The organism is Streptomyces sp. NPDC044002 (genome assembly GCF_056434525.1).
In genome coordinates, this window is the sequence record NZ_JBWKEZ010000027.1 from 45,430 (window position 1) to 71,023 (window position 25,594).

The following is a 25,594-nucleotide window of genomic DNA, read 5'->3' on the forward strand; positions in this document are numbered from 1 at the left end:
GGGCCGCTACGGCGGGCCCGCCCCCGGGAGGGGGTTGTGGCCCGCCGCCACCCGCTCCGAGCGGGGCAGCGGCCCCGGCGGGGTGCCGTCCCCGAAGGGCCGGCCGCCGAGGCCGGCCCGGTCGTGCGGGGCGAGCCAGGTCTCCGGCTCGGGCCCGGCCGGCACGATGCCGGTGGGATTGATGTCGGAGTGCACCAGGTGGTAGTGCCGCTTGATGTGGTCGAAGTCGACGGTGTCGCCGAAACCGGGGGTCTGGAACAGGTCCCGCGCGTAGCCCCACAGCACCGGCATCTCCGCGAGCTTGTTCCGGTTGCACTTGAAGTGCCCGTGGTACACGGCGTCGAAGCGGACGAGCGTGGTGAACAGCCGTACGTCGGCCTCGGTGATGGTGTCGCCGACCAGGTAGCGGGAGCGTGCGAGCCGGTCGGAGAGCCAGTCGAGCCGGGCGAACAGCCGCTCGTACGCCTCGTCGTAGGTCTCCTGGGAACCGGCGAACCCGGCCCGGTACACGCCGTTGTTCACGTCCCGGTAGACCACCTCGTTCACCGCGTCGATGTCCGGCCGCAAGGCGGCCGGGTACAGCTCGGGCGCGCCCGGGCGGTGGTGGGGCGTCCACTCCAGCGACATGTCGATCGTGATCTGCGGGAAGTCGTTCGTGACCACCGCGCCGGTCGGGACGTCGACGATCGCGGGGACCGTGATGCCGCGGTCGTAGCCGGGCTCCCGCGCCAGGTAGGCCTCCTTGAGGCGCTCGATGCCGAGCACGGGGTCCCGGCCGCCCGGATCGAGGTCGAAGGTCCAGCTGTCGTCGTCGTGGACCGGGCCGGCGACGGCCATCGGCAGGGCCCGCTCCAGACCGAGCAGCCGCCGCACGACCACCGCCCGGCTCGCCCACGGACAGGCCCGGCTGACGACGAGGCGGTAGCGCCCCGGCCGCACGGGGAACCCCTCGCGCCCGTCGGCGGTGATCCGCGTCGTGAGGTAGCGGCTGTCGCGCTCGTACCCCTGGCCGGGTTTCACGTAGTTCACGCCGTGCTCCTGCCCGCGGGGTGCCCCGGCGAACGCGCGGCGCTCCGGCGCCGGCCGGCCTTCTCGGCGAGCACCGGCCCGCCCGGGTCCACCGCCACCGTGCGGGCCGCGGCGCCGTCGGGGGAGAGGTGGTATACCGAGAACGCCTGCCCGATGACGGGCATGGCCACGTTGCGGACCTGGACCCCGCCCGCCGTCATGCCGTGCTCGGTGCCCAGGTGGGCGTGCCCGTGGACGGCGAGGTCGGCGCCCTCCTCGTCCATCGCCTCCGCGAGGAGGTAGCTGCCGAGGAAGGGGTAGATCTCCCGGGGCTCGCCCGCCAGGGTGTCCGGCACCGGGGAGTAGTGGGTGAGCGCGATGCGCAGCGCGCTGCCGGCCTCGCGCAGCTCGCGCAGGGCCCGCCCGAGGGCCTCCGCGCTGGCACGGGTGCAGCGGATGAAGGACTTCATCTCCGGTTCGCCGAACTCGCTGCCGCTGCGGCCGGCGAATCCCCCGCAGAATCCCTTGGTCCCGGCGACCCCCACGGGGGTGCCGCCGAGGTCGAGGAGGACGCCGTCGCCCTCCAGTACGTACAGGCCCGCCGCGCGGAGCTCGTCGGCGACGGCCTCCTGGCGGTCGCTCTGGTAGTCGTGGTTGCCGAGCACCGCGACCACGGGCACCGGCAGCCCGGCGGCCTCGGCGGCCACCACCCGTGCCTCCTCGGGGGTGCCGTGCCGGGTCAGGTCGCCGGCGAGGAGCAGCAGGTCGGCGCAGCCGCCCAGGGTGTCGAATGCGGGCCGCAGCAGCCCGGCGCTGCCAGGCCCGAGGTGGATGTCCCCGACGGCGGCGACGCGGATCACGACAGCTCCTCGGCGTGGTCGGGCGGCCGGGCCCGGTTCAGGGTGATGTCCTCGTACCAGTCGTGGCCCGCCAGTTCCTCGCCGGCGATCCGCAGCACGGCCGCCTTGCGCTCCTCGTCGCCGACGCAGCCGCGGACCACGGCGCGGGAGCCGTGCAGCTCGACCCGGACGCCCAGCTCCGCCAGCTCCTCGCGGGCCAGCCGCTCGCGCAGGTGCGCGATGCGGTACTCGATGATGCCGGTGGAGGTCATGTTCCTTCTCCCGTCACGTCGGCGCGGTCGATGACGCGGAGCCGTTCGAGCAGGTGGAAGAAGGCGTCGGGCAGCGGCAGCGCCCGGTGGTCGCGCTCCAGCCGGTCCCAGTCGATCTGCTCGCGCAGCATGCGGGCCATGGGCAGCAGGTCGCCGAAGTCGCAGTAGTGCTCGCACAGCGCGGCGAGGCGGCTGTCCATCAGGTCGGTGGGGGAGAGGACGGGCATCCACACCGAGTCCACCGCCTTGACGCCCGCCCGCTCCAGCAGCTCCGTGCCGACCGGACGCCGGGCCAGTTCGAAGATCAGGTCGATCTCCTCCCCGCCCGAGCGGCCCTTGACCAGCCAGTCCTCCGGGGCCCGGCGCATGGCGATGCCGCCGTCCTCCAGCGCCTTGACGGCCTGGTCGGCGTCCTCGGGGCGCACGCAGAAGTCCGTGTCGTGCTGGAAGCGGGCCGGCAGGCCATGGGCGAAGGCGGCCACGCTGCCGGCGAGGGCGAAGGGCGGCCCCGACCGTTTCAGCAGGGCCGCCACCAGCTTGGTCGTCTCCAGGATCGCCTGCGTGTGGTCCTTGGGCAGCGCCCCCTCGGCCGGTGCGGGCACGGTCAGGCCGTCCGCCGGGGCGCCGCCACCGGCGGCGGAGGAGGTACGAGCGGTCACGGTGCGCCTCCCTGGTTCCACCCGCACGGTGTCACGGTCGGGCATGGCCCCCGCCTAACCCGTCCGGCCCCGTCGAAACCCCCGGGGCACAAGGAGTGCGGACGGGCGCGCCGGGTAGGCGCGCCGCATGCATCCACTCTCCGGATCCCGCTCCACCGCATCCCGGCACGGCCGCGCAGCGGGCTCACCGTGCCGGTCCCGTCCCGGCAGAGGAGTCACCATGCCCCGAGGTTCCAGTCCCAAGCGTGAACGGCAGTACGAACACATCAAGGAGAGCGCGGAGGAACGCGGCGAGAGCCCCAAGCGGGCCAAGGAGATCGCGGCGCGCACCGTGAACAAGGAACGCGCCCGCGCGGGCGAGTCCAAGACCGCAAGCAGGAGCTCGCTCGACGACATCTCCTCCTCCCGGCGCGGCGGGCTGCACTCCCACAGCGGGGCGCGGGGCCCCACGTACGACCAGCTCTACGCGGAGGCCAAGCGCCGCAACCTGCACGGCCGTTCCTCCATGGACAAGGCCGAACTCGAACGCGCACTGGGCTACTGAAACCCGCCCCCGGGAGGCGGGCAGCAACCGGGACCTCCCGCCCGCGGGCGGGAGGTCCCGGTCGTCCGCGTCGACGCCGACTCCGGATTGTGGCGCCCGCACCACGGCGAGATGCTGGAGGTGGCCCTCGACGCCGTGGCCCGCGTCCACCGGGACCCGGCGCACGCGACCCCGCGCATGATGGAGGTGAACACGGCCGCGGAGGCCCGCGACGGCGTGGACGTGTCCTCGTGGCCGCGCCCCGCATGGCGGCACGGCCGCCGGGTAGGTGCCGGGCACTCGGCAAGGAGGACCCGATGGACGTTCTGACCATGGGGGTGGAGGAGGAGTTCCACCTCGTCGACCGCGACAGCAGGGCGCCGGTGAACCGGGCTCCGGAGGTGATCGGAGAGCTCGCGGCGGAGCTGGGCGATCAGGTCCAGGCCGAGTTCTACAACACCCAGGTGGAGGTCTGCACCCTGCCCGCCGCCGACCGCGAGGACCTGCGCCGGCAGCTGCTGCGGCTGCGCTGCTCCGTCGCGGAGGCCGCCGAGCGGGCCCGCTGCCTCGCGGTGGCCTCGGGGAGCCCCGTCGTCCCGCCGCGGGAGCCGCTCACCATCACCGACAACCCCCGCTACCGCCTGATGGCGAGCCGGTTCGCCGGGCTCGTGGGGCCCTACCGCCTCGTATGCGGCTGCCACGTGCACGTCGGCTGCCTGGACCGGGGGCGGGCGCTCGCGCTGGCGAACCAGATGCGGCCCTGGCTGCCGGTGCTCCAGTCGATCACCGGGAACTCCCCCTTCGTCTGCGGCCGCGACACCGGCCTCGACAGCTGGCGCTCGGTCGCCTACTCCGGCTGGCCGACCGTGGGGCCGCCGCCCCTGGTCGACGAGCGCCAGTACCTCGAATACGTGGACGGCCTGGTCAGCGCGGGGGTGCTGCTCGACCGCCGGATGGTCTACTGGCACGCCCGCCCCTCCGAGCACGTACCGACGCTGGAGATCCGCATCGCCGACGTCAACGCCGACCTCGACACCGTCGTCCTGACGGCCCTCCTCGTACGCGGCCTCGCGGCGGTCCTGCTCGAAGAGGCGGACGCGGGAGTACCGCCGCCCGAACCGCCCGAGCGGGTGCTGCGCGCCGCCCACCGGCTGGCCGCCCGGCACGGGATCGACGGCCCCGGCCTGGACGTGTGGACCGGCGGGCGGGCGCCCGGCCGGCTGCTCGTCGACCGGCTGGTGGAGCGGGCGGCCCCGGGGCTGGAGCGGGCCGGCGACCTGGATGCCGTGCGGGCCCTGTGGGCCGGGACGTGCCGGCGGGGCACCGGCGCCCGCCGCCAGCGGGCCGTCTACGCGGCGACGGGCAGCCTGGCGGCGGTCGTCGACAGCCTGGACGCCGTCACCGGCAGCATGGCCGTCGAAGCCGCCTGAACCGGACCCGCCCGGTCCAGGTCCAGGTCCAGGTCCCGGTCCAGGTCCAGGTCCCGGTCCGGGTCCCGGGCACGCCGAAGGGGGCGTACCGGCCGGGGGAGGGGCCGGCACGCCCCCTTCGGGGGAGTGCGGTCAGCGGTCAGGACCGGGGCGCGGGCTCCAGTGCCTCGTCGGCCTCGCCCGCCGCACGCGCCGCGACCTGCGGGTTGCGCGACTTCAGCACGGCCCAGCCGATGGCCAGGCAGACCGCCCAGCCGGCGCCCACGTAGAGGGAGACGCGGCTGTCGGGGTCGATGGCGATCATCACGGTGACCAGCAGCAGGAAGGCCACGGCGATCCAGCTGCAGATGGTGCCGCCCGGCGCCGGGAAGGAGGAGGCGGGCAGCTTGCCCGCGTCCACCGCGCGGCGGTAGCGGATGTGGCTGACCAGGATCATCAGCCAGGTCCAGATGCCGGCCGCGGTCGCCACCGAGGTGACGTAGCCGAAGGCCTTCTCCGGGACGACGTAGTTCAGGACCACGCCGATGCCCATGAGGGCGGTGGAGAGGGTGATGGCCACGGCCGGGGTCTTGGTGGAGCTCAGCTTGCCCAGCAGCTTGGGGGCCTCGGAGTTCGCGGCGAGGTCGCGCAGCATGCGGCCGGTGGAGTACATGCCGGAGTTGCAGGACGACAGGGCCGCGGTCAGCACCACGAAGTTGACGATCGCCGCACCGGCCGGGATGCCGATCTTGGCGAAGGCCGCCACGAACGGGCTGACACCGGGCTGGAACTCGGTCCACTTGACGACCATCAGGATCACGCTGAGCGCACCGACGTAGAAGACGATGATGCGCCAGGGCAGGGTGTTGATGGCCTTGGGGAGGGTCTTCTCCGGGTTCTCGGACTCGCCCGCCGTGACACCGACGAGCTCGACGGCGAGGTAGGCGAACATGACGCCCTGCAGGGTCATCAGGCTGGAGCCGACGCCCTTGGGGAAGATGCCGTCGAAGGCCCAGAGGTTGGACACGGCGGCGGTGTCACCGGCCTGGCTGAAGCCGAAGGTGACCACGCCGATGCCGATCACGATCATGCCGATCAGGGCCGTGACCTTGACCATCGAGAACCAGAACTCGATCTCGCCGAAGATCTTCACCGAGATGAGGTTGGCGACGTACAGGACCACCAGGAAGACCAGGGCGGTCACCCACTGGGGGACGTCCGGGAACCAGAAGTGCACGTAGATGGCCGCGGCGGTCAGCTCGGCCATGCCGGTGACCACCCACATGAGCCAGTACGTCCAGCCCGTCACGAACCCGAAGAACGGGCTGAGGAACTCGCGGGCGTACTCCGCGAAGGAACCCGATACGGGGCGGTACAGGAGCAGCTCGCCGAGCGCTCGCATGATGAAGAAGACGATGACGCCGGCGAGGGCGTACATGAGGATGAGGCTGGGTCCGGCCTTGGCGATGTTCGCGCCGGCTCCCAGGAAGAGGCCGACGCCGATGGCGCCGCCGATGGCGATCATCTGGACCTGGCGGCTGCCGAGGCCGCGCTCGTAGCCCTCCTCGGGCGTGGTGCCCGTGGTGGCGTTGTCGTCGCCGTGGTGCTGTTCGACCTGCGTCGAGGTCATGCTCTGGTGCGCCTTTCCGCTCCATGCCGATCCGCAGCCGTGCTCGGCCGCGGATCGGGTTCCGATCCCCCGGATGCTGATGGAGTTGCATGCCGGCGGTCGGCCGACTTCAGCGCCCCTGTCCGGACGTGGGTGGTCCGGCAGGCGGTCGAGAAGATGTACCACGGTGCCCGGCGCCCGGCCGTGGCGAACATCACCGGCAAATCGGCCATTCGCCCGTGACCAGGCCCAAAGACCCTTGCGCAGTGATGTCATCGTTATCCGGATCTGAGCCTCCGCTGAGCGAACGCACAATGACATCGAGGCAACGCGTGCCACCACCGTCCCGCCCCGGCGCCGCGACGATCACACAGCGTGAACGCCGAAGCCCCTCCGCGGGGACGGAGGGGCCGGAAGCGGTCCTGACGGTCACCCGGCGTCGCGGTCGTACACCGCCTTCGACCAGCGGTAGCCGAGGACGGTCAGGCCCAGGCACCAGAGCAGGGCGATCCACCAGTTGTTCCCGATCTCCGTTCCGAGCAGCAGCCCGCGCAGGGTCTCGATGGCCGGGGTGAAGGGCTGGTACTCGGCGACCGGCTGGAACCAGCCGGGCATCGCGTGGACCGGGACGAACGCGCTGGAGATCAGCGGCAGGAAGATCAGCGGCAGGGCGTTGTTGCTGGCGGCCTCGGCGTTCGGGCTGACCATGCCCATCCCGACCGCGATCCAGGTGAGCGCCAGGGCGAAGAGCGCGAGCAGTCCGAACGCCGCGAGCCACTCCAGCACCGTGGCGTCCGTCGAGCGGAACCCGATGGCCACGCCGACGGCGCCGACGAGCACCACGCTGACGACCGCCTGGAGCACGCTGCCGACGACGTGCCCGACCAGGACGGACCCGCGGTGGATCGCCATCGTGCGGAAGCGGGCGATGATGCCCTCGCTCATGTCGTTGGAGACGGACACCGCGGTGCCGATCGTGGTGCTGCCGATGGTCATCAGCAGCAGGCCCGGGACCAGGTACGCGATGTAGTCGGCGCGGTCGGCGCCGCCGCCCCCGATGCCCGCGCTCATCACGTCGCCGAACACGTAGACGAACAGCAGCAGCAGGACGACCGGGGTGAGCAGCAGGTTCAGGGTCAGGGACGGGTAGCGGCGGGCGTGCAGCAGGTTGCGCCGCAGCATCGTGGACGAGTCGCGCAGGGCGGGGGAGAGGGAGCTCATCGGACGTCCTCCTGGGCAGGGGCGGGCTGGGTCCCGGTGACGCGGCCGCCGGTCAGGGCGAAGAACACGTCGTCCAGGTCGGGTGTGTGCACGGTCAGCTCGTCCGCCTCGACGCCGGTGGCGTCCAGCCAGTCGAGTACGGAGCGCAGCTCGCGCTGGCTGCCGTCGCTGGGGATCCGCAGGGACAGCGCCTCGTCGTCCCGCGCGGCCCCGTCCAGGGCGGCGGCGGCCGAGCGGTAGGCCGCCGGGTCGGAGAACCGGAGCCGGACGTGCCCGCCGGGGACCAGCCGCTTCAGCTCCTCGGGGGTGCCCTCGGCGACGATCCTGCCTCCGTTGAGCACGGCGACGCGGTCGGCGAGTTCGTCGGCCTCCTCCAGGTACTGGGTGGTGAGGAGGACGGTGACCCCGCCGGCGACCAGCTCGCGGACGATCTGCCACATGGCGTGGCGCGAGCGCGGGTCCAGGCCGGTGGTGGGCTCGTCGAGGAAGATGATCCGCGGGCCGCCGACCAGGGTCATGGCGATGTCGAGGCGGCGCTTCATGCCGCCGGAGTAGGTGGAGGCGGGCTTCTTCGCCGCCGCGGTCAGGTCGAAGCGCTCCAGCAGCTCGGCGGCCACGCGCCGGCCCTCGGGCTTGGGCAGGTGGTGCAGGTCGGCCATCAGGAGCATGTTCTCCTCGCCCGTGATGAGCCCGTCGACGGCGGAGAACTGCCCGGTCACGCCGATCGCGGCGCGCACCCCGTCCGGGGCGGCGGCGACGTCGTGGCCCCCGACGTGCGCCTGCCCGCCGTCGGCGGTGACGAGGGTGGAGAGGATCTTCACGGCGGTGGTCTTGCCGGCGCCGTTCGGTCCGAGCAGCGCGAAGACGCAGCCGGCGGGGATGTGCAGGTCGACCCCGTCGAGGACGGTCTTGTCGCCGTACGACTTGCGCAGGCCCACGGCGCGGACCGCGGCGGGCTGTTCCCGGGTCGGGGCAGGGATTGACGTGGGCATGACAGAAGAAGACATGGGGCCCTCCGTTCGAAGGCTGGAGTGGCTGAAGTCGTTGGAGGCGCTGGAGGTGTTGGGGGAGGGGCGGCCGGGCGGCCCGGACGGGGCCGCCCGGCGGCCGGGTCAGGCCTTGGCGCGCAGGACGTCGATGTTGCCGTGCCGGGTGCGGGCCCGGATCCTGACCGTGTCCTCGGTGTCCTCCGGGGCGCCGGTGGCGGTGAGCATGTTGCGGACCTGGCCGGAGCCGGAGTTGACGTCGAGCCAGGCGGCCGTGCCCTCGCGCACACCGACCTCGATGGTTCCGTAGCCGGTCTCCAGGTCGACGGTGCCCCGTGCCACCTCGCCGATCCGCAGGGCGCCGTGGGCGGTGGTGGCGGTGACCGAGCCCTCGGCGTGCCGGACGTCGATGTCGCCGTGGGCGCCGCTCACCCGCAGCTCGCCGGTCGCCGCGCCGACGGTCGTGCTGCCGTGCGAGTTCTTGAGCACGCCGGGACCGTCCACGAGGCCGACGCGCATGCTGCCGGAGCTGGTGGTGATCTCGGCCGGGCCCACCACGCGGTCCACGGTGATCGAGCCGTGCGAAGCGGTCAGCCGCAGCGGCCCGGTCGCGTCGAGCCGGACGTCGCCCGTCGAGGTCTTCACCCGGACCTCGCCGAGCCGGCCCTCGCCGAGCACCTGGGCCCAGGCGCCGGTCAGGTCGACGTCCGAGCCCGCGGGCAGCCCGATGGTCACGTCGACGGTGCCGGGGCGGCGCAGCGAGTTGCGGTGCTTCGGCGTCCTGACGGTCAGGGTGCCGTTGGCGTACGAGACCTCGGTCTGCTCGGCGGCCCGTACGTCCCGGTCCTTCTCCGGGGCGCGGGGGAGCACCTCGACGACCGTGTCGCGGCGGTCGCCCGCGGTGAAGCGGATGGAGCCGGCCTCGACGTGCGCCGTGACCGAGATCGGTTCGGGGGTGTCGAAAGAAGGCATGGCTGTCCCGTCCTCTTGGGTCTTGGGTCTTGGGGCTTGGGGTGGAGTGGTGCCGGTGTGCCGGTGTGAGGTCGTGCCGGTGCGGTGGTGCGCGCGGGCCCGGCTAGCGGACCCAGCCCGTGACGCTCTGGCCGATGGTCTGGATCCGGTCCGCCGTGCGCGGCCGGGTGCCGCCCTCGACCGCCGCCGACACCGCCCGCACCAGCCAGGCGTTGACCGACGTCCCCTCGCGGTTCGCGGCCTCCTCGGCGCGGGCCTTGAGGTGGGCCGGCAGGCGCAGGTTGACGCGGGCGGTGCCGCCCTCGTCGCCGTCGGCCGGGGCCGGGGCGGCGAGCGGTTCGGCCGGCACGCCCGGCTGGGGTGCCGGGATGCCGCCGGCGGCCGGCAGCGTCACCACGAAGTCGGGGTCCAGACCGCGCAGCCGTACGTCGACTGAGCCGGGGGCGAGCTCGCGGGTGATCTCGTCCATCGCGGCGGACAGCACGTTGAGCATGGTCAGCCGGGTCGCCGACTCCAGGGGAGCGGTGAGCCTCTCGGCCAGCTCGCGGGCGTCGTCGCCGCCGGCTTCGGCGGCCACCGCCAGTTCGCGGCGGAGGGAGTCGATATACGGCGTGAGGTCCATGACGCCATCATGGCACCACTGTGGCGCCATGCGCAAGCGTCGATGGCGCCGCATGGTGCCTGGTCTGGCGCCATGGGCTCTGACCTGCGGAAATGTGCGGCAGGTCGGCGGAAGGCGGGGTCGGAGGTGGCGTCTCCGCGTCTTGGGTGACGCCGGGTGGTGCCATGTGGCGCCACCCGGTGCCATCCAGTGGCGCCGCCGAAGCGCCGGCCGCGGACCGGGCCGCCCGGGGGAAAGCCCGCCGCGTTCCCCGAGAGTCCCGAGGAGTGCGGCGCCGCCGCATATAGCGTCGGGCCGGGGGAAGGCGTAGGGGGCAGCTGACGGAAGGTGATGCCGGATGGTCTCCGGAGCGGACGACAAGCGGTTCACCGTCGCGGTGCGGGCGGTGGACGGGGTTGTACTGCTCACCCTCGGCGGTGAGCTGGACCATGACACGGCGGGTCCCCTGAAGGAGGCCCTGGACGCGGCCGTCCACCAGGGCGGCCGGCTGCTGGTCGACATGGCGGGACTGCGGTTCTGCGACTCGACGGGTCTCAACGCCCTGCTCCACGGCCGCCTCGCCGTCCAGGAGGCCGGCGGCAGCCTGGAGCTGGCCGGTCTGACCGGGCCGGTCGCCAGGATGTTCCGCATCACCGGCGCGGACGGGGTCTTCCCGGTCCACGCCGATGTCACGCGGGCCCTGGGCGCGAACCCGGGCCGATGAGAGGGGGCGAGAGCCGTGGAGCAGCGAGGCCCCGCCGAACGCAACTGGCTCCTGGTTCTCGAAGGGATGGCCGACCCGGTCCTGCGCAGCCGTGACTTCACCCGGCGGGCGCTGACCGCGTGGCAGTGGCTGCCGGTGCGCAGTCCGGCGGCGCGGGAGGCGGTGGAGGACGTCCTGCTGCTGGTGTCGGAGGTGGTGGCCAACGCCTGCCTGCACGGCGGCGGGCCCGGGGTCCTGGTCCTGGACTGTACGGACGAGCGGCTGCGGATCGAGGTCACCGACTCCAACCCGGCGCCGCCGGCCCCGTCGGGGGAGGGGAGGGACCCCCGGCAGCCGGGCGGGCACGGGCTGGTGATCGTGGACCGGCTGGCCCGGTCCTGGGGTACCAGGCCCGGGGCGGCCGGCAAGTGCGTCTGGGTGGAGGTGGCGTACCCGGCCGCCCTCAGCGGAGCGAGTCCAGGGCCGCGATGATCTCTCGGGTGGAGCTGACCCGGCCGATCCGGGGGAAGATCTTGCCGAAGGTGTGGGCGTGCGAGCCGGCGTCCAGGTCGGCGGTCGCGTCCTCGGCGAAGACCAGGCCGTAGCTGTGCTCCCAGGCGGTGCGGGCGGTGGACTCGACGCCGATGCTCGTCGAGATGCCCGCCAGAACGATCTTGTGGATCCCGCGCCGGCGCAGCTGGAGGTCCAGCTCGGTGCCGGTGAAGGCGCCCCAGTGGCGTTTGGTGACCGTCACGTCCCCCAGGGCGGCCAGCTCGGCCGGGATCTCGGAGAAGGCGGCCGGCGGGGCGGTGGCCGGGCCGGGGCGGTCGACGTCGGTGGTGGGCAGGTCGCAGCCGTCGGGCGACCAGGCGACGTTCACCAGGACGACCGGCAGCTTGTGCGCGCGGAAGGCCTCGGCGAGTGCGATGCCGTTGCGCAGGATCTCGTCGGCGGGCCGGGCGGTGGGCAGGGCGAGGATGCCCTGCTGGAGGTCGATGAGCACGAGCGCGGTGCCGGCGTCGAGGGCCGGAGGGGAGGCGGGGGTGTCCATGGGGACGACCGTAGGAAAGGCGGGGCGTGGTTGCACGCGTGTCCCGGCACGGGCCGGCCGTGTCGCCGACCCTAGGATGGGAACATGAGTGCGAATCGCGTGGGGGAGGGGCGGCCCGAGCCGACCCCGGAGCTGTCCGGGGCCGAGCTGCTGCGTTGGTACTGGACGCTGGAGGAGCTGACCGGGCTCGCCCGGCGGGCGGGCGTTCCCGCGCGCGGCGGCAAGGCCGCCCTCACGGAGCGGCTCGCCGCCGCGCTGGACGGGCGCGCCGTCCCGGCCCCCGCGCCGGCCGCCCGGCGCGGCGGGCGCCAGCTGAAGGCGCCCGTCGACGGGGCCAGCGTGATCCCCGAGGGGCAGCGGTGCAGCCAGGTGCTCCGGGAGTTCTTCCTCCGGGAGATCGGGCCGGGCTTCCACTTCGACGCCTTCATGCGGGAGTACGTCGCCCAGGGCGCGGGCCGCACCCTCGCCGAGGCTGTCGCCCACTGGCACGCCACCCGGCAGCGGGCCGCCGAACCCCAGGAGGTCGGCGCCCAGTTCGAGTTCAACCGGTTCCTGCGCGACTGGCACGCCGGCCACCCGGACGGCACCCGCGACCAGGCCCTCGCCGCCTGGCGCGAACACCGGGCCCGCCCCCGCGGCTGACGCGCGGCCGGGCGGTGCGCCCCACCGGCCCCGCGCACCTCTGGTACAGACCTGGTTCATCCCGAATCCGGTCAGACTTGACAAGTCCACCAGAAACGATCTTCATGGGGCGGGGCAGGGGACATACTGACCGACGTGACCGACGTGACCGAAGACACCGTTCTGATCGAGACCGACGGCTGTACGGGGCTGATCACCCTCAACCGCCCCCAGGCCCTCAACGCCCTCACCCACCCCATGGTGCTGAGGATCGGGGAAGTCCTGACGGCCTGGGAGGACGATCCCGCCGTGAGCCAGGTCCTCCTGCGCGGCGCGGGGGAGCGCGGCCTGTGCGCGGGCGGGGACATCCGGGCCATCCACGCCGACGCGAAGGCGGGCACCACCGGCTCCCTCGACTTCTGGCGGGACGAGTACCGGCTCAACGCCCGCATCGCCCGCTACTCCAAGCCGTACGTGGCCCTCATGGACGGGATCGTGATGGGCGGGGGCGTCGGGCTCTCGGCCCACGGCGGCGTCCGCATCGTCACCGAGCGGTCCCGGGTGGCCATGCCCGAGACCGGGATCGGCTTCGTCCCCGACGTCGGCGGCACCTACCTGCTCTCCCGCGCCCCGGGCGAGCTCGGCACGCACCTGGCCCTGACCGGCACGGCCGTCGGCGCGGGCGACGCCCTGCTGTGCGGCCTCGCCGACCACTACCTGCCCTCCGGCTGGCTGGAGGAGTTCACCTGGGAGCTCACCAGGGGGCCCGTCGCCGAGGTGCTGCCCAAGTTCCAGGGCACCACCCCCGAGGCTCCGCTCGCCGCCGACCGGGAGTGGATCGACCACTGCTACGCCGCCGACACCGTGGAGGAGATCCACAAGCGGCTGCTGGAGACGGGCCTGGCGGCCGCGCGGGACGCCTCCCAGCTCCTGCACGCCAAGTCGCCGACCTCGCTCAAGGTCACCCTTGCCGCATTGCGCCGCGCGCGCGGACTGGACTCGCTGGAGCGGGTGCTGGAGCAGGAGTACCGGGTCTCCGCCGCCGCCCTGTCGACGCCCGACCTGGTGGAGGGCATCCGGGCCCAGGTGATCGACAAGGACCGCCGCCCGCGCTGGTCCCCGGCCGCGCTCTTCCAGGTCCGCCAGGCCTCGGTGGACCGGCACTTCGCCCCGCTCGGCGAGGGCCGCGAGCTGACCTTCCCGCAGTCCGGGGCCGGCCGCGGCTGATCCGGGTCGCCGGGCGGCCCGGACCGCTCCCCGCGGCCCGGGACGCCCGGCCTCCCGCGTCAGTCCCGGCCGAGCCGGACCGCGAGGCCGTCGAGGACCCGCTGGAGCCCGTAGTCGAAGTTCTCGTCCCGCAGCCGCGCCGGGTCCTGGACGTGCCGGGAGTAGGCGTGGTCCTTCACGACGGGGTGGTCCTCCAGGGCCGCCTCGGCGGCGGGCAGCAGCGACTCCAGCCACTCCTTCTCGGTCTTCCCGCTGCGGGCGAGGAGCGAGAGGTAGGAGGCCTCGCTGGTGGTGGCGCCGATGACGTAGGAGATCACGGCCTTCACCGCGAGGTCGGCCTCGCCCGCCGGGAACCCCGCCGACACGGACAGGCCCAGCAGCCGCTCCGACATCCGGATCAGGTTCGGCCCCAGGTGCGCCAGTCCGACCTGGCCGAGGACCGAGGCCACCCAGGGGTGGCGCAGCACCATCGCCCGCAGGCTGTGGCCGCACTGCGCCAGGGCCTCGCGCCACTTCTCCCCGGGGCTGTCGGCCGCGGGGAGTTCCAGCTCGCCGTAGACCTCGTCCACGACCAGCTCGATCAGCTCGTCCTTGTTGGTCACGTGTCTGTAGAGCGAGGTGGCGGCGGTGCCCATCTCCGCGCCGAGCTTGCGCATGCTGAGCGCCTCGATGCCCTCGGCGTCCAGGAGGCGCACGGCGGCGGCGACGATCTGCTCCTGGCTGAGCGCGGGCTGTTCCTTCTGTCGCCGCGGCCTGGTCCACACGGAGGGCACCGGGGCGAGGGTCTGCTGCTCTGAAGAGGACATGCCCCCAGCCTAACCCGGTGCGAACAGTGTACGCATCATGCGTACACCTGCGCGTGGAATCCGCTGGAACCCGTTGGAACCGGTTCGGAAAGCGGGCCCGGCCCGCCCCTGAGCGGCCCCGAGGTGGCCCTCAGGGGCCGCTGCGGCGGCCGCGCGCCCCGGCCGGGACGGGCGGGGGAGGGTCCCCTCCCCGCAGGCCTCCACGCACCCGCCCGCGACCCTCCCGCACCGCCTCCGACCTGGGATTACGTACCCCCGCCGGGATATGATCTCCCCCTGACCGAAGGGGAGTTGATGGACCGCACCATACGCTCGACGGAAGACGTACTGGACCTCCTGGACGGGCTGTTCGCGCAGGACGCCGACCGCTGGACCGATGGCGGCGCCTCCTGGTGGGACGGCTTCTACGCCGACCGCTCCAAGCCCGTTCCCTTCTTCGTGGCGAAGCCCGACGAGAACCTCGTCTCGTACGCGGAGAGGGGGCTGATCCGCCCCGGCCGCGCCCTCGACCTCGGCTGCGGACCCGGCCGCAACGCCCTCCACCTCGCCTCCCTCGGCTTCGAGGTCGACGCCGTCGACCTGTCGCCGACGGCCGTCGCCTGGGCCGAGGAGCGCGCCCGCGAGACCGGCGCCACGGGCGTCCGCTTCCACCGGGGCGACGCCTTCCGGCTCACCACCGCCGAACTGACCGGCCCCTACGACCTGGTGTACGACTCCGGCTGCTTCCACCACCTGCCGCCCCACCGGCGCGTCAGCTACCTGGCCCTCCTGGACCGCGTCCTCGCCCCCGGCGGCCACTTCGCCCTCACCTGCTTCGCCTCCGGCGCCATGGGCTGCGAACTCCCCGACGCCGAGCTCTACCGGCAGGGCGGCCTCGGCGGCGGCCTCGCCTACACCCCCGAGTCGCTGCGCCTGATCTTCTCCGGCCTGGAGGAGACCGAACTGCGCCGGATGCGCGACGAGGACGCCGCGTCACCGCTCTTCGGCGAACCCTTCCTCTGGACGGCCCTGTTCCGGCGCCCGGAGCCGGCCCGCCGGTAGCGCCCGGGCGCGGTCCGGAGACCGGGAAGTGACGCGGCCGGGCTTGTACAACGCCCCCTTCAGGCCGCACTGTTGGCCGGGATCCGCCCGTCCGGCCAGCAACAGGAGAGCCCGCTTGTCACCCGACCGCGCCCCCGCGCACCCCCAGGCCCACGTCATCGACCCCGCCGGCGGCTGCCCCCACGCCCTCAACGCCCGGCTGCGCGCCCGGGGCGCGGTGGCCGAGGTGGTCCTCCCCGGAGGCATACCCGGCGCGGTCGTACTCGGGCACGAGGAGCTGAAGGAGTTCCTGTCCCACCCCGATGTGGCCAAGGACGCCCGCCACTTCCCCGGCCTGCACGACGGCACCGTCCCCGCCGACTGGCCGCTGCGGGTCTTCGCCAACGCCCAGGGCATGCACACCGCCGACGACGCCGACCACCGCCGCCTGCGCTCCCTCGTCGGCAACGCCTTCACCGCACGCCAGGTGGAGCGGCTGCGCCCGCGCGTGGAGGAGCTGGCCGACGGACTCCTCGACGGCCTCGCCCGCGCCGCCGGGGAATCCGCCGACGGGACCGCCGACCTGCGCACGCACTTCGCGCTGCCGCTGCCCATGAGCGTCATCTGCGAACTGCTCGGCGTGGACCCCGAGCACCGCGGCAGGCTGCACCACCTCTCCAACACCGTGATCATCTCCACGGACATCCCGCCCGCCGAGGTCATGGCCGCCGTACGGGAACTCGTCGAGCTGATCGCCACCATCGCCGCCGCCCGCCGCGCCGCCCCCGGCGAGGACCTCACCAGCGCCCTGATCGCGGCCCGCGACGACGACGGCGACCGGCTCAGCGAGGCCGAACTCATCGGCACCATGCGGCTGATGCTCGTCGCCGGCCACGAGACCACCCTCAACCTGATCAGCAACGCGGTCCGCGCCCTGTGCACCCACCGCGACCAGCTCGCCCTGGTGCTCGACGGCAAGGCGAGCTGGTCGGACGTGGTCGACGAGACCCTGCGCTGGGACGGGCCGGTCAGCTGGTTCCCCTTCCGCTACCCCACCCGCGACCTGCCCCTCGGCGGCACCGTGATCCCCGAGGGCACCCCCGTCCTGGCCGGCTACACGGCGGCCGGCCGCGACGCGGCCGTCCACGGCCCCGACGCGGACCGGTTCGACGTCACCCGCCCCGGCGCCGGCCGCAACCTCTCCTTCGGGCACGGCGCGCACTACTGCGTCGGCGCCCCGCTCGCCCGGCTGGAGGCCACCATCGCCCTGGAGCGGCTCTTCACCCGCTTCCCCGGCCTCGACCTCGCCGTCCCCGAGGCGGAACTCCCGCACCAGCGCAGCTTCATCGGCAACAGCGTCGAGGCCCTGCCGGTCCGCCTGGCCTGATCCGGGGGGCACGGCCTAGGGCCGGTCGTCAGACTCCCGTCGTCGCCCGAAGGGCGGCCTCGCGACGTCTGGTGCGTGCTCTCGGCGTGCCGGGCGGAAGCCCGCGTACTGGACGTACTTGGGCTTTCGCCCGGTGCGGCGAGAGCACGTGCCAGGCGTCGCGGGGCTGGGGGCACCTCCCAGCGGTAGCTGGGGGAGGGAGTTTGACGACAGGCCCTAGCGGGCCGCCGGCGCGGACAGCTCCGTGCTCAGCCAGCCCAGCGCGTCCGGGTACATCGCGCTCCAGGTCTGGAAGTTGTGGCCGCCGGACGGCCGTACCAGCGTCTTCACCCGGATCCCGGTGCCCTGCGCCGCCCGGGTGAAGTCCGCCAGCTGCCGCGGCGGGCTGTCCTTGTCCTGAGCGGAGGTGGCCAGGAACAGCCCGACGTCCGCCCCCTTCGCCTGCCGGGCCAGCCACATCGGGCTGTTGCGCTCCCGCAGCACCGGATCGGCCAGCACCTCCGGGTCCCCGGTCAGCGGGTCCGGGTCCAGGGCCGCGCCCGCCCGGAACACCCCCGGGTACTGCAGCGGCAGCTTCACCGCGCAGAACGCCCCCGTCGACACGCCCATCAGCCCCCACCCCTTCGGCCCGGGCAGCGTACGGAAGTTCCGTGCGACCAGCTCGGGCACGTCCCGCGCGAGCCAGGTGGCGACCTTGCGCGAGGGGGTGTCGCTGCAGTCGGTGTTCACCCCTCCGGGGTAGATCTCCGGCACCACCAGGACGAACGGCCGCACCGCGCCGAGCTCCACCAGCTGCTCCAGCGCGTCCGGCATCGAACCGAGGTCGAACCAGGAGCCCGGCGAGCCGGGATACCCGTGGAGCAGCACCAGCACCGGGAACCGGGTCCGGTCCGCGCCCGGGGCGTCGTACTCCGGCGGGGTCCACACGATCACCTGGCCGGCGAGCTTCGAGTGGCTGCCCCGGAAGTACGTGCTGCGGGTGCCGTTCGCGCCCGGCGTGAACTTCGCCCGGCCCACCGGCGGCCCGGTCATCGCCGAGGCGCCGCGCCCGCCGGTGCCCAGCAGGTCGTCCCAGGACGCGTACAGCCCGAAGCCCGCGTTGGTCCAGGCGGCCACCACGCAGACCGCCGTCAGCTGGCACAGCCCGAGCATCACCACCCGGACGGCCCAGCGCACCGGGCCGGGGCCCGGCACCCGGTTCCAGGCCAGGAGCGCGAGGAGCATGGCCAGCACGGTGGCCGCGATCAGTGTGACGAGGAACGACGTGCTGGTCAGCTCCACGGCGTCGGCTCCTGGGGCGCGGGACGGTACGGGATGCGGGGCGGGGCACCCCCCTCACCATGCCCGCTGCCGGCCCGCTAGGCGCGCACGTCCACCGTGACGGAGTGCCAGCCCGTCGCCCCGTCGGGCAGGGTGCCCGTACGCCGCTCCGGCTGGACCTCGCCCCGGCCGTCGGTGGCCCGGACCTCCAGGGTGTGGCGCCCGGGCCGCGCCTCCCACGGCCACACCCACTGCCGCCAGGTGTCCACCCCGTCGGCCGCCCCGAGCCGGGCGTCCCGCCAGGGCCCGCCGTCGGCCCGCACCTCCACCCGGGCGATCCCCCGGTGCTGCGCCCACGCCACGCCCGCCACCGCGACCGGGCCGGCCGGGCGCTGCGAGAAGGGGCGCGGGGTGTCGATCCGCGACTGCGTCTTGACCGGCGCCTGCTGCGCCCACGAGCGGCGCACCCAGTAGGCGTCGTACGCGTCGAACGTGGTCAGCCGCAGCTCGCGCAGCCACTTGCAGGCGGAGACGTACCCGTAGAGGCCCGGGACGACCATCCGGACGGGGAAGCCGTGCGCGAACGGCAGCGGCGCCCCGTTCATCCCGACGGCCAGCAGCGCCTCCCGGCCGTCCATCACCGCCTCGACGGGGGTGCCGATCGTCATCCCGTCCACCGACCGGGCCACCAGCTGGTCGGCGGGCCCGCCCCGGGACGGGGGCCGCACCCCGGCCTCCCGCAGCAGGTCGGCGAGGCGTACGCCGAGCCAGCGGGCGTTGCCGACGTAGGGGCCGCCGACCTCGTTGGAGACGCAGCACAGGGTGATGTCGTGCTCGACGAGCGGCCGGGCGAGCAGCTCCGGCAGGGTCAGGGTCAGGGGTCTGGCCACGCCCTCCCCGCGGATGTCCAGCCGCCAGGCGTCCGCGTCGACCCGGGGCACCACCAGAGCGGTGTCCACGCGGTAGAAGTCCCGGGCGGGGGTGAGGAACGGCCCCAGGCCCGGCAGGCGCAGGTCCGCCCCGGCGGGTACCGGCGGCGCGGGGACGGCGGGGGGCGGCAGGACCAGGTCCGCCCGGGAGGCGGTGGCCCCGGCCGCGCCGTGGGCGCCGAGGCGCCGGCCCGCGTACCCGGCCGCGGCGGAGGCGGCCACGGTCGCAGCCAGCAGCCGGCCGAAGGCGCGCCGGTCCAGCGGCCAGGTGCCGCCGGGGCGGCCCGCGGCCGGGCGGGGCCGGCGCAGGACGGCGACCAGTACGTACAGCACCCCGGCGGCGACGGCCCCGCCCGCCAGCGAGGGCAGCGCGTCCGGCGGGCCCGCCCCCGGCCGGCCCAGGGCCGCCGCAGCCCCGAGGAGCCCCACCGAGGCGGCGAGCGCGCAGCCCGCGCGGGGACGGCGCAGCGCCAGGATCCCGGCCGCAGCGGCGAGCACCGCCAGCAGCAGCACCGTCCCCAGGGTCAGCACCGGCTTGTCGGCGGTGCCGAAGACCCGGACGGCCCACTCCTTGACGGCCGCCGGAGTACGGTCCACCACGGCCCCGCCGACCGCCGTGAGCGGGGCCGCCTCGGGGCGTACGAACGCCGCCGCCAGTTCCGCGACGGCCAGCCCGGCGAACGCCGCGGCCAGGCCGGCGACGGCGCCCGCCGGGCGCGTTCCTCGGTCCCCCCGTACTCGGGTCATCCGGAGCCACCTCCGCCCTGTCACGGTAGCCCCGGAGCCCTCACTGGCGCGCCGCTCCCGGCGGCTGCGCCCGCAGCGCCTCGCAGCCGCAGCCCCCGCCGGCGGCACGCCCCTGGGGGGCGGGACCGGCCGGACGGCGTTTGCGCAGCTCCACGACGCCGTCGGTGATGCCGACGGCGGGCGCGGGGGGCTGGGTGCGCTCGTGCGCGGTCTCGGACATGTCGGTGCACTCCTGTCGCCTGGTGGCCCGCATCGGGAAGGGGCGGCCGCCGAATCGTTCCGGCGGCCGCCCCTCCGGTCCGGGCCAGTGAACCCGGCACCCCCGCCGGGCGGGGGCCCGCCCGGCGCCGGTTCCCCCGGAAGTGTGAGGGCGCCGGGCTGCTCCCCGCCGGCCTAGACGGGGAGCGACCAGGCCTGGTCCACCTGGTGGTCGCCGCAGGCCGTCAGCCGCAGCCGCTCGGCCGGGGCGTCGGGGGTCGCGGGTGCCGCCGGGGCGGTCAGGCACTGTCCGCCGGTCTCCTCGACCAGGGTCCCGTCGCGCCGGTGGCTCCAGCTCTGGCCCGCCTGCCGGCCCGGGGCGCAGTCCGCCAGCTCCACCACGCCGCCCGCGCGGGCCGTGAGGCACTCGCCGGCCAGCTTCAGCCGCCCGCCGCCGCCCAGGGTCCACCGCTGGTCGGCCCCGGCGGTGCAGGTGCCCAGGACCACCGAGCCGACCCCGCTGGTGCTGGCCCCGTCGGCGCACTTGGCCCCGAGCCCGTTGATCTGCCCGGTGGGCACCGCCTCGGCGCAGCCGCGCGGGGTGAGCCGCCACACGGCCGTGTCGTGGGCGCCGAGCCGCCCGGTCAGCGCGTTCACGACCTCGGTGCGGCGCCCGGTCCACAGGTCCTCGGCGTCCACCACGCACGCGGGCGGCAGTCCGACGTCGGCCAGCGGCACCGAGACGTCCCGGGCGCTGCCGGAGCGGTTGAGCACGGCCACCGCGCGGTCGCCGTTGGCGAGCGGCCGGGCCAGCACCTCGAAGGTGGCGTTCGAGGAGACCACGGCGCCCTGCCGGCCCAGCGGGTCCTGGTCCAGCCCGATCAGGCGCGTGTTGCCGAGCGCGGCGAGCCCGCCCGGGGTGAGGGCGGACACGTCGGAGGACAGGATGAAGGGGGCCGCCATCATCGCCCACAGCCCGACCTGGCTGCGGCTCTCCGCGTCCGTGAGGCCGGGGGCGCCCGCGATCAGGAAGTCGGGGTCGTTCCAGTTGCCGGGGGCCGCGTACCGGCCGAGCCAGCGGTTGTAGCCGTAGTTGCCCAGTACCGAGCTCCAGCGGGAGGTGGCGGGGGCGTTCGGCGCGTACACCTTGATGTCCCGGCCCTCGCGCCACAGCTGGCCCGTCTCGCCGACCCAGCCGAGGACCTTGTGCCAGTCGGAGCCGCCCCATTCGCCCTGCTGGAAGTAGGCGGGCGCGGAGGCGGACAGCACCATCGGGCGGCCGCTGTCGCGCAGTGCCCGGGCGACGGAGTTGTAGGCGTCCCGGTAGGCCTGCTCCTTCGTCTTTCCGGGCGGCACCCACAGGTTGCAGCCGTCCATCTTGACGTAGTCGACCTTCCACGACGCGAACAGCCGTGCGTCGCGGGCGTAGTGGTCCGGGCCGCCGCCGTCGGGGGAGCCGCTGCCCGGGTAGCGCTCGCAGGTGAGGGAGCCGGCGTCCTCGTAGATGCCGAACTTCAGCCCCTTGGCGTGCAGGTACTCGCCGAGCCAGGCCATGCCGTGCGGGAACTTGACGGGATCGGTGACCAGGTTCCCCTCCGCGTCGCGCTCCTTGAGCATCCAGCAGTCGTCCACGGTCACCGTGTCGTAGCCCTTGGCGGCGAGACCGCTGGAGACCAGGGCGTCGGCGTTGGCGACCACCTTCGCCTCGTCGATGTCGCACATGTAGTGCGCCCAGTTGTTCCACCCCATGGGCGGGGTGAGGGCCAGCGGGGTGTCCCAGGTCGCGGTCGGCTCGGCCGCCGCGGGGGCGGGGACGAGCGCGAGGGCGAGCAGGGCGGCCGCGGCGAGAGCGGGGAGCGCGGCGCGCGGGCGAGGCGGCACGGGGCCTCCTTGGCGTGGGGGAGTACCGGCGGACGTTCGTGCCTCAGTGCAGCGGCGCGACTACCTGCTGTCAACGCGAGTCGGTGGTTATGGCTCAATGACCAGCAATTTGGCCGCAGTCGATGTCACACGTCCGTGGCGGACGGGGTGGAGATCCGACGTATGTTACGACGGCTGATACGCTGTATCTCATGCCGAGGACATCACCCGCCCTGGACCGTGCCACCCCGGAGGCCATCGCCCTCACCGCCCTGCGCATCCTCGACGAGGAAGGGCCCGGGGCCCTCAGCTTCCGCGCCCTCGCCGAACGGCTCGGCGTCTCCCACGCCACCGTCCAGCGCCGCTGCACCGACCTCGCCGGCCTGCTGGACCTGTGCACCGACCACCTCGCCGGACAGCTCCCCGAAGTCCCCGCCGGCACCGACTGGGCCGAAGCCTGCGAACAGCGCTTCGGCGCCCTCTACCGGCTGCTCACCGCCCACCCCGGACTGCTCGTCCTGCGCGGCGGCCGCCCCTGGCTCGGCCGGCAGCTGCTGGCCCGCCTCGTCGAACCCGCACTCGCCGACGGCATCGCCGCCGGGATGACCCCGGCCGAGGCCATGACCGCCTACCGGCGGATGTACCTGCTCACCCTGGGCAGCGCCGCCTTCGTCGACCACCGCGACCCGGCCGGGGCCACCGCGGCCTCCCGGGCCGCCATCGCCGCCCTCGACCCGGCGGAGTTCCCGGTCCTCACCGGCGCAATGGCCGACGTACTGCCCCCGCTGACCGACCACGAGGTCTACCACGGCGCCCTGCGCCAGCTCATCGAGGCAGCCCGGCCGGACGGCCGGCGGCCCGCACCCTGACACCGCCCGCGTGCCGACACCGCCCGCGTCCTGACACCGCCCGCGTCCTGACACCGCGAAAGGCAGACCGACCATGGAACAGCAGCTCGACTACGCCGCCGTCCGCGCCGCCGCCGCACGCACCGCCGGAGCCGTCCGGCCCGCCGCGGTGGTCCCCGCCGCCGAAGGCGTCTGGTACGCCCTGGAGTACCTCCAGCACACCGGCTCCTTCAAGGCGCGCGGTGCGCACAACTTCCTCGCCGCGCACCGCGAGGCGGGCCGCCTCCCCGCCGCCGGCGTCACCATCGCCTCCGGCGGCAACGCCGGCCTGGCCTGCGCCTGGGCGGCCCGCGCCCACGGGATCCCCGCCACCGTCTTCCTCCCCGGCAACGCCCCGCGCGTCAAGGTCGACCGGCTGCGCGGCTACGGGGCCGACGTACGGCTCGTCGGCGACCGCTACGACCAGGCCCTCGCGGCCTGCCGGGAGTTCGCCGCCGGCAGCGGCGCCCTGAGCAGCCATGCCTACGACCACCCGCTCGTCGCCGCCGGAGCCGGGACCCTGCTCGACGAGGTGCGGGCCGCCCTGCCCGGACTGGACACCGTCGTCGTCGCGGTCGGCGGCGGCGGGCTGTTCGCCGGCGTCGCCACCGCCGCCCGCGAGCACGGCGTCCGCGTGGTCGCCGCCGAGCCCGAGCACTGCCGGGCCCTGAACGCCGCCCTGGAGGCGGGCGAACCCGTCGACGTCCCGGTGGCCTCCGTCGCCGCCGACTCCCTCGGCGCCCCCCGCGTCTCGGCCGACGCCCTCGCCGCCGCCCGGCACGCGAACGCCGAGTCGGTGCTCGTCCCCGACGGGGCGATCACCGCCGCCCGCAGGGCACTCTGGGACGAGCACCGGATCGTCGTCGAGGCCGGCGCCGCCACCGCACTGGCGGCCCTGCGCGCCGCCCCGGAGCCACTGGGCGAGCGGGTCGCCGTCGTCCTGTGCGGGGCCAACACCGACCCCGGGGACCTCTGAACGACGATCGTCGCCCCGGCCCGAGACTTTCGAGTACGGCACCGGCACCCGCCCGCCTGCGATGCTCCGGCACGACGGTGCGGAGCGCACCGGAACGTCGAGGGCACGGAGGAACGGGGCCATGGCTCAGCGCAAGGGTTGTCTCATCGGGTGCGGTATCGCGCTGGTGCTGGGGGTGGGGCTCCTCGTGGCGCTGTTCTTCGGGGCGGCCAAGGTCCTCGACATAGCCGACAAGACCCTCCTCGACCCGAAGGTCTACGAGGCGGTGAAGGTCGGCGACCCCGAGGGCGAGGTCCGCGCCAAGCTCCCCTCCGGCGACACCTTCGTCAAGGACGCCCTCAAGGAAGGCGGCCCCGCCGAGCCCGCCGGCAGCGTCTGCGCCTGGTACCTCTCCGCCGCCGACGGGCAGACCGAGGATGTGCTCCGCCTCTGCTTCAAGGACGGCAAGCTCGCGGAGAAGGCCCAGTACCGCATGAATTGACGCCCTCCCCCGTGAGCAGGGGGATTCCTACCGGGCCGCCGCTGGATGGCGGCGGTCGTAGGTGGTTCCTGTTTCATCACCCACTGCCTGGCTCGCCAGGTCTTGCACGGGCTCCGCAGGCGTTTTACGTGTCCGGACGTCCCTCGGCCACGATGCGCCGTCCTTCACGGCGGAGGTTGAGCTCTGCGTTCTCGTCCCGGTCGTGGGCGGCTCCGCAAGAGCACACCCAGTGCCGGATCTTGAGTCCTTCGAGTCCCCTGGGTCCCTCGATGCTGCCGCAGGCGGAGCACAGCTGCGTGGAGGGGAACCAGCGCGAAACCTTGACGAAGGTACGCCCATACCGTGCGCATTTGGCTTCGAGGGTGCGGGCGAACATGCCTGGTGACTGGTCGTGGACGGACTTGGCACGCTTGCCCTTGCGACTCCCCATGCCCTTCACGTTCAGGTCTTCCACGTACACGGCTTGGCTCTCGCGCGTGATTCTGGTGGTTTCCTGCTCGATGAAGTCGCGTCGCTGGTCGGCGATGCGGGCATGGATCTTCCCCACGGCGAGCTTTGCCTTGCGCCGGTTACTGGATCCTGTCTCACGGCGGGACAGCTTGCGCTGGGCGCGCTTGAGTTTCTTCTCCTGGCGGCGGAAGAACTTCGGGGAAGCGATCTTCCGTCCGCGAAGGACTGCATAGGTGGACAGCCCCAGGTCGATGCCGGTCTCCGTCCCGTCCAGGTCCAGCCCGGGCAGCGGCTTGTCCTCGACCTCCACCACGAACGACGCGAAATACCGGCCGCAAGTGTCCTTGAGGACCGTCACGGACGACGGGACGGAGGGAAGCTCACGGGACCAGCGCACTTCGACGTCGCCGATCTTCGGCAGCCGAAGTTTCCCGTCGGGCAGGATCTTGAAGCGGGCATTCGCGGTGAACCGCACGGCTTGACGGCTGGTTTTCGTCTTGAACTTCGGCGGCCCTGTCTTCGCACCCTTGCGGGTGCCCTTGAGAGAGTGGAAGAAGTTGGAGTATGCGCTCTCAAGGTCCCGCAGGGCCTGCTGGAGCACCACCGCTGACACCTCTGACAGCCAGGCCCGCTCCTCAGTCTTCTTCGCTTCGGTGATGACCCGCTTGGACAGGTAACCGGCTTTCGGAAGCGGCTGTCCTTGTCTGTAGGCGTCCTTGCGGATGCGCAGCGCATCGTTCCAGACCATGCGCGCACACCCGAACGACTTGGCCAGCGCCGAGCGCTGAGGGCCGTCCGGGTACACGCGGAACTGGTACCGGAGCTGCATGCCGATCACCGTAATGCAGTTGGTCTATGGCTCATATCCAGAACATCCGTACGGGCGGCGCTG

At 73.8% G+C, this 25,594-nt stretch carries 28 protein-coding genes; 12 read left to right on the forward strand and 16 right to left on the reverse strand.

Annotation, left to right across the window (positions count from 1 at the left end; all coding sequences use genetic code 11):
* Positions 1-6: 6 nt before the first annotated feature.
* Genes AC07A6_RS21025 through AC07A6_RS21040 form a run of 4 tightly spaced genes read right to left on the reverse strand, consistent with a single transcriptional unit; the run spans position 7 to position 2,778 of the window.
* Positions 7-1,029: a glutathione S-transferase family protein gene (locus tag AC07A6_RS21025; RefSeq protein WP_362467309.1), complete on the reverse strand. Its 1,023-nt coding sequence runs from the start codon at positions 1,027-1,029 to the stop codon at positions 7-9.
* Positions 1,026-1,868 carry a metallophosphoesterase family protein gene (locus AC07A6_RS21030; RefSeq protein WP_478778069.1) on the reverse strand — a complete coding sequence of 281 codons (843 nt, stop codon included), beginning with the start codon at positions 1,866-1,868 and terminating at the stop codon, positions 1,026-1,028. Before AC07A6_RS21030 ends, AC07A6_RS21025 begins: the two co-directional genes overlap by 4 nt.
* Positions 1,865-2,119 carry a hypothetical protein gene (locus AC07A6_RS21035; RefSeq protein ID WP_478778070.1) on the reverse strand — a complete coding sequence of 85 codons (255 nt, stop codon included), beginning with the start codon at positions 2,117-2,119 and terminating at the stop codon, positions 1,865-1,867. The genes AC07A6_RS21030 and AC07A6_RS21035 overlap by 4 nt, the downstream gene beginning before the upstream one ends.
* Positions 2,116-2,778, reverse strand: a complete 663-nt coding sequence (locus AC07A6_RS21040; RefSeq protein ID WP_362467312.1) for a nucleotidyltransferase family protein — start codon at positions 2,776-2,778, stop codon at positions 2,116-2,118. The genes AC07A6_RS21035 and AC07A6_RS21040 overlap by 4 nt, the downstream gene beginning before the upstream one ends.
* Positions 2,779-2,998: 220 nt before the next feature.
* Here AC07A6_RS21040 and AC07A6_RS21045 point away from each other — a divergent pair, with 220 nt between their 5' ends.
* The 3 genes from AC07A6_RS21045 (at position 2,999) to AC07A6_RS21055 (ending at position 4,731) form a co-directional block, all read left to right on the forward strand.
* A complete protein-coding gene (locus AC07A6_RS21045; RefSeq protein ID WP_362467313.1) occupies positions 2,999-3,322 on the forward strand; it encodes a plasmid stabilization protein in 324 nt (107 codons plus the stop codon).
* Positions 3,323-3,433: 111 nt separating this feature from the next.
* Positions 3,434-3,631 (forward strand): hypothetical protein, encoded by a 198-nt coding sequence (locus AC07A6_RS21050; RefSeq protein WP_478778071.1) that lies wholly within the window; start codon positions 3,434-3,436, stop codon positions 3,629-3,631.
* Positions 3,619-4,731, forward strand: a complete 1,113-nt coding sequence (locus AC07A6_RS21055) for a carboxylate-amine ligase (RefSeq protein ID WP_478778072.1) — start codon at positions 3,619-3,621, stop codon at positions 4,729-4,731. The genes AC07A6_RS21050 and AC07A6_RS21055 overlap by 13 nt, the downstream gene beginning before the upstream one ends.
* 139 nt (positions 4,732-4,870) lie before the next feature.
* Here AC07A6_RS21055 and AC07A6_RS21060 read toward each other — a convergent pair whose 3' ends face one another.
* The 5 genes from AC07A6_RS21060 to AC07A6_RS21080 form a co-directional block, all read right to left on the reverse strand.
* The gene (locus AC07A6_RS21060; protein ID WP_478778073.1) at positions 4,871-6,340 is read right to left on the reverse strand and encodes an amino acid permease; all 1,470 of its coding nucleotides are present in this window, start codon (positions 6,338-6,340) and stop codon (positions 4,871-4,873) included.
* 408 nt (positions 6,341-6,748) lie between these two features.
* The gene (locus tag AC07A6_RS21065) at positions 6,749-7,540 is read right to left on the reverse strand and encodes an ABC transporter permease (protein WP_362467317.1); all 792 of its coding nucleotides are present in this window, start codon (positions 7,538-7,540) and stop codon (positions 6,749-6,751) included.
* Positions 7,537-8,532 carry an ATP-binding cassette domain-containing protein gene (locus tag AC07A6_RS21070; RefSeq protein WP_478778074.1) on the reverse strand — a complete coding sequence of 332 codons (996 nt, stop codon included), beginning with the start codon at positions 8,530-8,532 and terminating at the stop codon, positions 7,537-7,539. Before AC07A6_RS21070 ends, AC07A6_RS21065 begins: the two co-directional genes overlap by 4 nt.
* Positions 8,533-8,652: 120 nt before the next feature.
* Positions 8,653-9,498 carry a DUF4097 family beta strand repeat-containing protein gene (locus AC07A6_RS21075; protein WP_478778075.1) on the reverse strand — a complete coding sequence of 282 codons (846 nt, stop codon included), beginning with the start codon at positions 9,496-9,498 and terminating at the stop codon, positions 8,653-8,655.
* 103 nt (positions 9,499-9,601) lie between these two features.
* On the reverse strand, positions 9,602-10,120 hold the full coding sequence (locus AC07A6_RS21080; protein WP_362470810.1) for a hypothetical protein: 519 nt from the start codon (positions 10,118-10,120) through the stop codon (positions 9,602-9,604).
* 337 nt (positions 10,121-10,457) lie between these two features.
* On the opposite strand from AC07A6_RS21080, the gene AC07A6_RS21085 reads away from it, so the two are divergent.
* Positions 10,458-10,823 (forward strand): STAS domain-containing protein, encoded by a 366-nt coding sequence (locus AC07A6_RS21085; RefSeq protein ID WP_478778076.1) that lies wholly within the window; start codon positions 10,458-10,460, stop codon positions 10,821-10,823.
* Positions 10,824-10,838: 15 nt separating this feature from the next.
* Positions 10,839-11,294: an ATP-binding protein gene (locus AC07A6_RS21090; protein WP_478778077.1), complete on the forward strand. Its 456-nt coding sequence runs from the start codon at positions 10,839-10,841 to the stop codon at positions 11,292-11,294.
* On the opposite strand, the gene AC07A6_RS21095 is transcribed toward AC07A6_RS21090, so the two are convergent.
* Entirely contained in the window at positions 11,266-11,853 is a 588-nt protein-coding gene (locus AC07A6_RS21095; RefSeq protein ID WP_362470802.1) for a hydrolase, read from the reverse strand. The two genes, AC07A6_RS21090 and AC07A6_RS21095, sit on opposite strands and share 29 nt — an antisense overlap.
* A gap of 84 nt (positions 11,854-11,937) precedes the next feature.
* Here AC07A6_RS21095 and AC07A6_RS21100 point away from each other — a divergent pair, with 84 nt between their 5' ends.
* Both AC07A6_RS21100 and AC07A6_RS21105 read left to right on the forward strand, forming a co-directional pair.
* Positions 11,938-12,495, forward strand: a complete 558-nt coding sequence (locus tag AC07A6_RS21100) for a DUF6434 domain-containing protein (protein WP_478778078.1) — start codon at positions 11,938-11,940, stop codon at positions 12,493-12,495.
* A gap of 135 nt (positions 12,496-12,630) precedes the next feature.
* Positions 12,631-13,701 (forward strand): enoyl-CoA hydratase/isomerase family protein, encoded by a 1,071-nt coding sequence (locus tag AC07A6_RS21105; protein ID WP_478778079.1) that lies wholly within the window; start codon positions 12,631-12,633, stop codon positions 13,699-13,701.
* 59 nt (positions 13,702-13,760) lie between these two features.
* On the opposite strand, the gene AC07A6_RS21110 is transcribed toward AC07A6_RS21105, so the two are convergent.
* On the reverse strand, positions 13,761-14,507 hold the full coding sequence (locus AC07A6_RS21110; protein WP_362470793.1) for a TetR/AcrR family transcriptional regulator: 747 nt from the start codon (positions 14,505-14,507) through the stop codon (positions 13,761-13,763).
* A 294-nt stretch (positions 14,508-14,801) separates the two neighbouring features.
* Between AC07A6_RS21110 and AC07A6_RS21115 the strand changes: the two genes are divergently transcribed.
* The gene (locus tag AC07A6_RS21115) at positions 14,802-15,548 is read left to right on the forward strand and encodes a class I SAM-dependent methyltransferase (RefSeq protein WP_478778080.1); all 747 of its coding nucleotides are present in this window, start codon (positions 14,802-14,804) and stop codon (positions 15,546-15,548) included.
* Positions 15,549-15,663: 115 nt separating this feature from the next.
* The gene (locus AC07A6_RS21120; protein WP_478778081.1) at positions 15,664-16,914 is read left to right on the forward strand and encodes a cytochrome P450 family protein; all 1,251 of its coding nucleotides are present in this window, start codon (positions 15,664-15,666) and stop codon (positions 16,912-16,914) included.
* Between the two features lie 216 nt (positions 16,915-17,130).
* Here the strand turns inward: AC07A6_RS21120 and AC07A6_RS21125 are convergent, their stop codons facing one another.
* The 4 genes from AC07A6_RS21125 to AC07A6_RS21140 all read right to left on the reverse strand — a co-directional run bounded on the left by AC07A6_RS21125 (position 17,131) and on the right by AC07A6_RS21140 (position 21,929).
* Positions 17,131-18,195, reverse strand: a complete 1,065-nt coding sequence (locus AC07A6_RS21125) for an alpha/beta hydrolase (protein ID WP_478778082.1) — start codon at positions 18,193-18,195, stop codon at positions 17,131-17,133.
* Positions 18,196-18,272: 77 nt separating this feature from the next.
* Positions 18,273-19,850 (reverse strand): molybdopterin-dependent oxidoreductase, encoded by a 1,578-nt coding sequence (locus tag AC07A6_RS21130; protein ID WP_478778083.1) that lies wholly within the window; start codon positions 19,848-19,850, stop codon positions 18,273-18,275.
* A gap of 40 nt (positions 19,851-19,890) precedes the next feature.
* Positions 19,891-20,070: a hypothetical protein gene (locus AC07A6_RS21135; RefSeq protein ID WP_478778084.1), complete on the reverse strand. Its 180-nt coding sequence runs from the start codon at positions 20,068-20,070 to the stop codon at positions 19,891-19,893.
* Positions 20,071-20,243: 173 nt separating this feature from the next.
* Entirely contained in the window at positions 20,244-21,929 is a 1,686-nt protein-coding gene (locus AC07A6_RS21140) for a ricin-type beta-trefoil lectin domain protein (protein ID WP_478778085.1), read from the reverse strand.
* Between the two features lie 191 nt (positions 21,930-22,120).
* Here AC07A6_RS21140 and AC07A6_RS21145 point away from each other — a divergent pair, with 191 nt between their 5' ends.
* The 3 genes from AC07A6_RS21145 to AC07A6_RS21155 all read left to right on the forward strand — a co-directional run bounded on the left by AC07A6_RS21145 (position 22,121) and on the right by AC07A6_RS21155 (position 24,252).
* Positions 22,121-22,777, forward strand: coding sequence for a TetR/AcrR family transcriptional regulator (locus AC07A6_RS21145; protein ID WP_478778086.1), 657 nt, complete (start codon positions 22,121-22,123; stop codon positions 22,775-22,777).
* A 73-nt stretch (positions 22,778-22,850) separates the two neighbouring features.
* Positions 22,851-23,771 carry a serine/threonine dehydratase gene (locus AC07A6_RS21150; RefSeq protein WP_478778087.1) on the forward strand — a complete coding sequence of 307 codons (921 nt, stop codon included), beginning with the start codon at positions 22,851-22,853 and terminating at the stop codon, positions 23,769-23,771.
* 121 nt (positions 23,772-23,892) lie between these two features.
* Positions 23,893-24,252, forward strand: a complete 360-nt coding sequence (locus tag AC07A6_RS21155) for a hypothetical protein (RefSeq protein ID WP_478778088.1) — start codon at positions 23,893-23,895, stop codon at positions 24,250-24,252.
* Between the two features lie 124 nt (positions 24,253-24,376).
* On the opposite strand, the gene AC07A6_RS21160 is transcribed toward AC07A6_RS21155, so the two are convergent.
* A complete protein-coding gene (locus AC07A6_RS21160; RefSeq protein ID WP_478778089.1) occupies positions 24,377-25,531 on the reverse strand; it encodes an RNA-guided endonuclease InsQ/TnpB family protein in 1,155 nt (384 codons plus the stop codon).
* Positions 25,532-25,594 lie beyond the last annotated feature (63 nt).

Excerpts from the sequence above, each read along its gene's own strand:
- AC07A6_RS21045 (WP_362467313.1), top strand. The coding sequence starts at position 2,999 with ATGCCCCGAGGTTCCAGTCCCAAGCGTGAACGGCAGTACGAACACATC.
- AC07A6_RS21095 (WP_362470802.1), bottom strand. The coding sequence starts at position 11,853 with ATGGACACCCCCGCCTCCCCTCCGGCCCTCGACGCCGGCACCGCGCTC.
- AC07A6_RS21100 (WP_478778078.1), top strand. The coding sequence starts at position 11,938 with ATGAGTGCGAATCGCGTGGGGGAGGGGCGGCCCGAGCCGACCCCGGAG.
- AC07A6_RS21035 (WP_478778070.1), bottom strand. The coding sequence starts at position 2,119 with ATGACCTCCACCGGCATCATCGAGTACCGCATCGCGCACCTGCGCGAG.
- AC07A6_RS21085 (WP_478778076.1), top strand. The coding sequence starts at position 10,458 with ATGGTCTCCGGAGCGGACGACAAGCGGTTCACCGTCGCGGTGCGGGCG.
- AC07A6_RS21115 (WP_478778080.1), top strand. The coding sequence starts at position 14,802 with ATGGACCGCACCATACGCTCGACGGAAGACGTACTGGACCTCCTGGAC.
- AC07A6_RS21160 (WP_478778089.1), bottom strand. The coding sequence starts at position 25,531 with ATGCAGCTCCGGTACCAGTTCCGCGTGTACCCGGACGGCCCTCAGCGC.
- AC07A6_RS21050 (WP_478778071.1), top strand. The coding sequence starts at position 3,434 with ATGCTGGAGGTGGCCCTCGACGCCGTGGCCCGCGTCCACCGGGACCCG.
- AC07A6_RS21075 (WP_478778075.1), bottom strand. The coding sequence starts at position 9,498 with ATGCCTTCTTTCGACACCCCCGAACCGATCTCGGTCACGGCGCACGTC.
- AC07A6_RS21135 (WP_478778084.1), bottom strand. The coding sequence starts at position 20,070 with ATGTCCGAGACCGCGCACGAGCGCACCCAGCCCCCCGCGCCCGCCGTC.
- AC07A6_RS21065 (WP_362467317.1), bottom strand. The coding sequence starts at position 7,540 with ATGAGCTCCCTCTCCCCCGCCCTGCGCGACTCGTCCACGATGCTGCGG.
- AC07A6_RS21110 (WP_362470793.1), bottom strand. The coding sequence starts at position 14,507 with ATGTCCTCTTCAGAGCAGCAGACCCTCGCCCCGGTGCCCTCCGTGTGG.
- AC07A6_RS21155 (WP_478778088.1), top strand. The coding sequence starts at position 23,893 with ATGGCTCAGCGCAAGGGTTGTCTCATCGGGTGCGGTATCGCGCTGGTG.
- AC07A6_RS21070 (WP_478778074.1), bottom strand. The coding sequence starts at position 8,532 with ATGCCCACGTCAATCCCTGCCCCGACCCGGGAACAGCCCGCCGCGGTC.
- AC07A6_RS21150 (WP_478778087.1), top strand. The coding sequence starts at position 22,851 with ATGGAACAGCAGCTCGACTACGCCGCCGTCCGCGCCGCCGCCGCACGC.
- AC07A6_RS21130 (WP_478778083.1), bottom strand. The coding sequence starts at position 19,850 with ATGACCCGAGTACGGGGGGACCGAGGAACGCGCCCGGCGGGCGCCGTC.
- AC07A6_RS21080 (WP_362470810.1), bottom strand. The coding sequence starts at position 10,120 with ATGGACCTCACGCCGTATATCGACTCCCTCCGCCGCGAACTGGCGGTG.
- AC07A6_RS21055 (WP_478778072.1), top strand. The coding sequence starts at position 3,619 with ATGGACGTTCTGACCATGGGGGTGGAGGAGGAGTTCCACCTCGTCGAC.
- AC07A6_RS21060 (WP_478778073.1), bottom strand. The coding sequence starts at position 6,340 with ATGACCTCGACGCAGGTCGAACAGCACCACGGCGACGACAACGCCACC.
- AC07A6_RS21145 (WP_478778086.1), top strand. The coding sequence starts at position 22,121 with ATGCCGAGGACATCACCCGCCCTGGACCGTGCCACCCCGGAGGCCATC.